Annotated in this window: 2 protein-coding genes; both read right to left on the reverse strand. The window is 42.2% G+C overall.

Annotated elements, in window-relative coordinates:
• Positions 1 to 8: 8 nt before the first annotated feature.
• The gene (locus tag A7D14_RS07735; protein ID WP_067032368.1) at positions 9 to 3,071 is read right to left on the reverse strand and encodes a SusC/RagA family TonB-linked outer membrane protein; all 3,063 of its coding nucleotides are present in this window, start codon (positions 3,069 to 3,071) and stop codon (positions 9 to 11) included.
• Between the two features lie 234 nt (positions 3,072 to 3,305).
• Positions 3,306 to 5,927, reverse strand: a complete 2,622-nt coding sequence (locus tag A7D14_RS07740; RefSeq protein WP_255307414.1) for a LuxR C-terminal-related transcriptional regulator — start codon at positions 5,925 to 5,927, stop codon at positions 3,306 to 3,308.
• Positions 5,928 to 6,381: the final 454 nt, after the last annotated feature.

Genomic DNA, 6,381 nt, shown 5'->3' on the forward strand with positions numbered 1-6,381 from the left:
GTATTTTTTTAAATTTTTACGTTAACTCCTATTGTGTACACTGCAGGAATGGGATATGTCTGGTTATCCACACCATTGGAAACCTCTGGATTGAATCCGTTGTAGTCAAAAAAGGTAAATGGCTTTTCGGCGGTGGCATATATCCTGATCTGTGGCACCTTATCCATACTGCCATCTTTATTGATAGTGTAGCCAAGGGTTATGTTCTGGACCCTGATAAAGTCTCCGTCCTCCACAAACCAATTGTTCAATCTTTGGTTCCATGACTTACGTATTCCCTTGGAAGAAGGGTAGCTATTGGTGGTTCCCTCACCATGCCAACGGTTGATGGCAAAATCGCGATCCCAGTTGGTATCATTGGTAAAGATGACCTCTCCCCGTTTCCTGTTCAAAATGGAGTTCCCTCCCTGGCCCACGGCACTTGCAGAGAAGTCCCAAGCTTTGTAGTTGAGGCCAATGTTAAATCCGAATGTGTACGTGGGAAGGAAAGAGCCCAAAACGGTTCTGTCATCATCGGTAATATCCCCATCGCCATTAATATCCCGGTAAATGAAATCGCCCGGTTCCAGATTGTTTGCAACGGCAACGGGATCTGCCTGAACCTGTGCGTCATTCTGATATACCCCAATGATTTCACGGCCATAGAAGGCAAACAGGGGCTCACCCACAATGGAGCGCTGTCTGAACTCCGCAGTTCCGGCATCCAAGAATTGGGCATCGCCCAAATTCAGAACCTCGTTCTTCAAGGTTCCCAAATTGGCTCCAACCGTATAGCTAAAGTCATCGGATACACGTTTGTTCCAGTTTAGGGCAAGCTCAAAACCACTGTTGCGTATCTCTCCGATGTTTTGTCTTGTGGTCCCTGGAATAAGCACCCTTTCAACAGGTATCACCCCTTCCTTGGTATCCCTGATATAATAATCGGCCTCAATGGAAAGATTGTTGTCAAACATACGGGCCGATAATCCAATGTTCAGTTCTTCAGTGGATTCCCATTTTAAGTATTCAAAATCATTTCTTGTAAGAATGCCGCTAAACGGTATGTCTCCCAAAGCTGTGGTAACGTCCTCAGAAGTAATGGAACCAGAACTGGCCGGCACATTATCGTTACCGAGTTCACCCCAACCTCCCCTTAGTTTAAGATAGGTCAACGTATTGTTGTCTGGAAAGAAGGCTTCTTCGGAAAGCACCCAACCTGCACCTATTGTTGGGAAATAGCCCCACTTTTCTTGGTATTTGTTGGTACCGTCCGCCCTGAAGGTCCCGTACAGCAAATACCGGTTGTCAAAATTATAGGAAATCCTACCAAAATAGGAAAAACCATATTCCCTGGCACCGCCATCCGTAGTAAATCGTGTGCCATTTTCCTCTATTGTAATCTGATCTGATGGTATCTGGTCTATAAAATAGGCCTCTGGCCCTGTCAATGGGAAATTCAATCCCCTGACTTGGAGAAGCTCAAAGGCTTCATCCCTAAACGATGTCCCCACCATTGCGGTCAGGTTGTGTTTTCCAAAGCTATCGGTGAAGGTCAACGTATTGTCCCAAATTTGGTCAATATTGTTGGTGATCCTTTTTAGGATGGAGCGATCTTCCCGTTGAAAGTTGTTCCCGATGAAATAATCAAAACGCAGCTCCCTTCTATTTACATCCTTAAAGTTATAATTATAGGCGGTCTTAAATTTTAATTTCTCTGGAACCAAATCAACTTCAGCATAAAAATTGGCCAAGAAATTTCTTATTTTTTCCCTGTTTTCGCTAAAATCCATTGTTGGAAAAGGGTTCTGCCCTCCCCGGTATCCCAAATCCTGTGCATTGGCATAGTTTATAGGATATACGTCCGGATCATTTGCCAACATGGGGTCATAAACGGGCAGAATGGGCACAGCATAGTAGGCCAAGCGCCAAGCGGAATCTTCAGCATCAAAACGCGTGGCGTTACTGATCACTGTATTCCCCCCAACTTTTAACCAATCGTTGACTTTAAAATCAATCTTGGCCCTAAGGTTAAAACGCTCATAATCATTCTTCATGGCCAAAATACCGCCTTGTTCAAAATAGTTGGCACCAATGGCATAGGTGGCATTTTCACTACCTCCGGTCATTCCCAAACTATGACTTTGTATTGGGGCCAACCGCATTACTTCGTCATACCAATCTGTATTGACATCGGGAACGTTGGGATTGACCCGGCTTCTGCCATAGCGTTGCATGGCATTGAGGATAAACTGAATATCTGGATCAGATTCGGACTCAACGGCCAGTGTGGTAAACTGCTCGGCATTGGCCATTTTCAAAATATTTTGGGGAACTTGATATCCCGTATATCCATTATATGTGAATTCAGCTTTTTGATTGTACGATCCTGATTTGGTCTCGATCAACACCACACCGTTGGCGGCCCGTACACCATAAATAGCTGCCGCGGATGCATCCTTCAATACAGAAATAGAGGTGATGTCCGCTGGGTTAAGAAAGTCTATGTTGTCAAAGAACATGCCATCCACCACAAACAGGGGCCTGCTGGGATCATCGTTGTCGTTCAAATTATTGTCGTACGATCCAACCCCCCTCACGCGAACGGTTGGGGATTGTCCAGGGCCACCACTGTTCACGATCTGCACCCCGGCAACCCGTCCTTGTAGGGCCTGCATGGGCTGGCCTACGGGTGCGAGATCCAAAACCTCAGAATCCACAGTGGTAATGGCCGAAGTTAGGTCCTTGACCTTCATTTCACCATACCCCACGACCACAACTTCATCCAAAGCCTGGGTATCTTCCTGCAGGGAAACATTTATGGTAGTTTGACCATTAATAGGTATTTCTTGGGTGCTAAAGCCAATGTAGCTGAACGAGAGTGTTCCGTTGTCTGGAATGTTGTCCAAACTGTAATTTCCATCGAAATCGGTTTGGGTTCCAGTTGTAGTACCCATTAAAATAACACTCGCCCCTGGCAAGGGTTGGCCCTGATCATCGGTGACCGTGCCCGAAACCGTGATATTGTTTTGGGCAAAAAGCACTGTTCCAAACAATATGAACGATATTGTTAAAAGTTTGCTTTTAATTTTCATAATTGTGCAAAAATTGAGTTAGATTTTTACTAAATTAATAAAGAGTGGGTTCTCCCTGCCGATGTACCATTACATAATAAATACATCATTAAAATATACCTTAAAATGCCTTGTTTCGCTTGATTTGCAGTAGCATCACCTCAATTTGATGTAAAAAAATTTAACATTGTGATGTAGTGATGATGTAGTTGAAAATAGACAGTAATCAACCCCGTTCAAGGGCCAATTTCCCCATCAAAAGGTTATTAGGAAATTGGAAAGGTTTTCCGAACTGTCCATTTTCAGTTTTTTGCGCAGCCTGTACCGATGTATCTCGACCCCTCGTATGGATATCGCCATTAAGGGTGCAATCTCTTTTGAGGAAAGGTTCATTTTTAGATAAGCACAAAGTTTTAGGTCCTTTGGGGTCAGTGAGGGATATTCCTTTAGAAGTCTTTCAAAAAAGTCCTCATGCAGCTCCTTAAAATTTACTTCAAAGCGTTTCCAGTCTTCGGTGTCCTGTATGGAATTGTTCAATTTTTTGATGAAGGATCTATAACGCTGGGAGTTTGAGAATTTATCTTTGTTCATCAAGAGCATGTTCTTTAGCTCCAATATCATTTCGTTCTTCTTGGCAATATTTAGGGTGGTACTCGCCAATTCATTTTGCTTGAGTCGAACCTCTTTGGCCAATTTTTCCTTTTCCAGTGTGGCCAACCGTTCTTGCTGCTCCTTGTACATCTGCTCTTCCAGTTCCTTTTGCTTGCGGGTAAATTTCCTTCGGTTATACGCCCGCACTGCAATTACTACCAATACTGCACAGATGCCATAGAATATCATACTGATGGTTGAAAGGTACCAAGGTGGTGATATCTCAAAATTAATGACATTGGGAGCCGAAATCTTATTGTCCATACCCGCTGTGGAGACTTTGAAACTATATTCCCCATGCGGAAGGTTCTGGAAATTTATAAACCCGTTATCTGCGTATTGGGTATATTCTTTTGGCCCTTCCAGCTCATAGTAATAACGCGATTCGATGATTTCGGGACAAGACACTTCTATGATTATGGACTGGGAATTTTTATAGGGTATCTCAATGACGTCTTTAACTGAATATGTGCTTTTTTGATCCTTTAGAACGGTTATATCCGGTACAGGAAGGGCGAGCTGGTCGGATTGGCTCTGCAATTTGGAATCGTTGACCTTTGCAAAACCATCACTTAAAGTGATGTAGGATGTGGAATCGTTCATTTTGATGATCTGTTGGGAATCCGGTATCAACCGTTCCCGCAACGGTAGATCTGTGATCATGAGGCTATCCTTCTTTAAATCCGTATAGATGATCGACTTTCTCCCTTCTCCATCAACAAACCAAAAATGACTGTCATCAAAAAACAATAGTTCCTTGTTCTTGTAATCGGAAAATTCATCAAATGGAACAATACGGTCTTCGATTGGATTGTATTTGTACCATTTGCCCTCACTGGAAAACACTATTTGATTTTTGATGTTGTACACCTGTACATTGTATTCACTTGGAGCGCCTTCTTGGTTAAATCTTTGGGTTTGTTCAACTTGTTGATAATCATCATCCAAATGAATCCTATAAAACCCTTTGTATGGATGGGCCACCCATAGAATGGAAGGTGTTTCAAAACACAATTGTTTTATGGGGAAATCTATTCCCGCTATTCTGGTAATCTCCCATTCGCCATTCTGGTGTTTCCTAAACTTTACAAGTCCATTATATGTGCCCTGTATGTACGTGGCATTCTGATCGGGCACCTTTATGATCTCATATCCTCCTGATAATGAAGTCAATAACTTAAACCCATTTTCTTCAACCTTGTATGTCCCGGTATTGTGCCCACAAAGTAAATCGCCCTCGATCTCGGTCAAATCCCACACATGTCCTTGCGAACCATCAACAAATTTCAATGTGTTTCCTTCAAAATAAAAGACCCCTGTATTGCTGCCCAAATACAATTTATCTCTATATGTGGCCATATCGTACACCATTCCCAACGTACCTGAGTAGTCTGTATAGTACATGATGGAATTATTGAGCTTGGCCCTGGCAATTCCATTGTCCAGTCCCAACCATAGGTGATCATTGAAGAGAAGCATGGAAAGCACCGTATTGTTTTGGAGCCCCGATTCACGGTTCAATATCTGGTACGCTTGGGTACCGGCATTGAACAGGTACATTCCATTTTTAATGGTACCAAAGCCAATTTCATCTTTTCCCAAAAGCAACATCTTGTTCAGCTGATGCAGCTTAAGTTCTTCATTTATATCGGGTGTCCAGGGTTGCAGACGTGTCCCATCAAAAAGGTAGCACCCACTTAATTTGGTCCCAACCAAGAGCTTATCCTTGAATACTACCATATCTGTCACTGTTTTTCCCTGCAACAGTTCCTGATTGGGCAACGGGACAAGCTCATCATTTTTGAGTACAAAAAGTCCGCTCAATCCACCAGCAACAATAATCCTGTCGTTGTATTCAATAAAATCAGAAATCACCTGTGGTGGATCCACAACCTTGATCTTATTGCCATCATAGCTATAAATTGATGAAAATGAGCGAAAAAGAACTTTGTCATTAACTGGGAGAATTTCCCAAAATTCCTCACTGGTAAACTCATGATCTTTGATAAGATGTGTCAGGGACGCGTATTCAAGCTCTCCCAACCGATTTTTCTTCCAGTATCCAAATTCTTCATAAGATCCGGTATAAATCCTATCCCCAACGGACTCCACTGATCTAATTATGGTATTGTTGGGCAGTTTGTTGAGATTCCACTGCTCTCCATTAAAATGGAGCAACCCCTTATTATTGGCAACAAAGAGTTCTCCATTGGTATTTACGGACAAATCCCAATTTTTACTTGCCCCCTTATACTCCAATAACCTATAATTATTGATGGGGGGCAATAGGTTTTGCCCATTTACCAACAAAGGGATGAATAAAAAAATACCCCTCAACAGCACAAAAAAGATATTAGTTTGTTTGCTAGACAAAAAGTTGTTTGTTTTTATTCAATATACAAAACTGGCCTCAAAGAAAAGGAATCACAAGTTCATATGCACTAAAAATCTTAGTTGGGCAAACAATCACTTTTAGCACAGGGTCTATGAAGCCAACAGATTGGCCGCACTTTTGATTACTTTTTACGCTGGAACGATGCGACAATACCACTTGTAGCCAAAACAATTATGCTTTTGTTAATATAATTTTCCCTTAAAAAAATTATTTTAAGGAAAATAAAAACCATTCCCTAAAACTCGTGCTGATCAAATTAGCCAAATACAACCCGCTATTGCCCCT

The sequence above is a fragment of the Allomuricauda sp. CP2A genome (assembly GCF_001683915.1).
GTDB lineage: Bacteria > Bacteroidota > Bacteroidia > Flavobacteriales > Flavobacteriaceae > Flagellimonas.

Bases quoted from the DNA above. Each gene is read 5' to 3' on its own strand.
- A7D14_RS07735 (WP_067032368.1), bottom strand. From the start codon at position 3,071: ATGAAAATTAAAAGCAAACTTTTAACAATATCGTTCATATTGTTTGGA.